The sequence below is a fragment of the Thiemannella venezuelensis genome (genome assembly GCF_014203605.1).
Classification (GTDB): domain Bacteria; phylum Actinomycetota; class Actinomycetes; order Streptosporangiales; family Streptosporangiaceae; genus Planomonospora_A; species Planomonospora_A venezuelensis.
Window position 1 is genome coordinate 1 of sequence record NZ_JACHJJ010000076.1, and the last position, 1,539, is coordinate 1,539.

The window sequence follows — 1,539 nt, forward strand, 5'->3', positions numbered from 1 at the left end:
CTGACCGGCCTGGGCAACCGCACCCTGCTCGGCGAGACCCTGCAGGGCGCCATCGCCGAACACACCGCACACCCCGACCGGCCCGCGCCCGCGCTGCTCCTGCTCGACCTGGACGCCTTCAAAGACGTCAACGACACCTACGGCCACCCCGTCGGCGACGAACTGCTGACCGTCGTGGCCCGCCGCCTGCGCGCCCTGACCACCGAAAGCCAGACCCTGGCCCGGCTCAGCGGCGACGAGTTCGCCCTCCTGCTGCCCGCCGCCGACCTGGGATCCGCCACGACCATGGCAGAGCAGGTGCTGGCCGCCATCCGCGCCCCCTACCCCCTCGACGGCCGCGAACTGTACGTCACCGGCAGCGTCGGCGTCCTGGCCGGAAACGAGCTCGCCACCGCCACCGACGCCCTGCGCGACGCCGACCTGGCCCTGTACGCCGCCAAGGCCGCCGGCAAGAACCGCATCACCCTCTTCGACCACACCCTGCGCGCCGAGCGCCTGCACCACGCCGAGATCGCCGCCGGCCTGCGCCAGGCCCTGGCCCGCGACGAGCTCACCCTGAACTACCAGCCCGTCGTCGACCTGACCACCGGCGCCATCCACGCCGTCGAGGCCCTGCTGCGCTGGACCCCCACCGACGGCCGCCCCGTCCCCCCCGACGTGTTCATCCCCGTCGCCGAGGACACCGGCCTCATCGTCGACATCGGCCGCTGGGCCCTGGAACGCGCCTGCGCCGACGCCAAGCGGTGGCACCACCGCCACGGCATCGCCGTCACCGTCAACGTCTCCGGCCGCCAACTGCGCGAACGCACCTTCCGCGACACCGTCCTGGAGGTCCTGACCCGCTCGCAACTGCCGCGCAACGCCCTGACCCTCGAAGTCACCGAGAGCATGCTGCTGGCCACCACCCCCGACGAAACCCAGCGCATCACCGACGTCCTGGCCGACCTGCGCGCCCACGGAGTGCGCATCGCCCTGGACGACTTCGGCACCGGCTACTCCTCCCTGTCCTACCTGCGCACCCTGCCCGTCGACATCCTCAAGATCGACCGCTCCTTCACCGCCCCGCTCACCAACACCGACCACCGCCAGGCCCGCGCCTTCACCAAAGCCATCGTCGAACTGGCCGCCAGCCTGGAACTGCGCACCGTCGTCGAAGGCGTCGAATCCCGCGAACAGGCCGGCGTGCTGCAGCAGATGGGCTGCCCCCTGGCCCAGGGCTACCTGTTCTCACCCCCCGCCACCGCCACCCAGATCGACGACCTGCTGCAGGTCACCCCCTGGCAGCAGGCCGCCTGACCCCGCACGATCCGCCGCCGGACGCCGGGGGCGGGCCCGGGACGCCCCCGGCACACCCGCACCCCGCCCGGGCGGGTCCTCAGCCCTTGAGACCCGACCGGGAGATGCCCTCGATCACCCAGCGCTGCGCGACGAGGTAGAGCACGATCACCGGCAGGCTGGCGATGACCGCCCCGGCCATCAGCAGGTCGTAGCGGATGCTGTTGGCACCCTGGAAGTTGCCCAGGCCCGCCGGCAGGGTCA

The 1,539-nt window shown here is 72.4% G+C and carries 1 protein-coding gene; it reads left to right on the top strand.

Annotation, left to right across the window (positions count from 1 at the left end; all coding sequences use genetic code 11):
* The coding region (locus tag FHS22_RS37155; protein ID WP_184948888.1) for a putative bifunctional diguanylate cyclase/phosphodiesterase at positions 1–1,296 on the top strand (1,296 nt) is incomplete at its 5' end.
* Between the last annotated feature and the right edge of the window lie 243 nt (positions 1,297–1,539).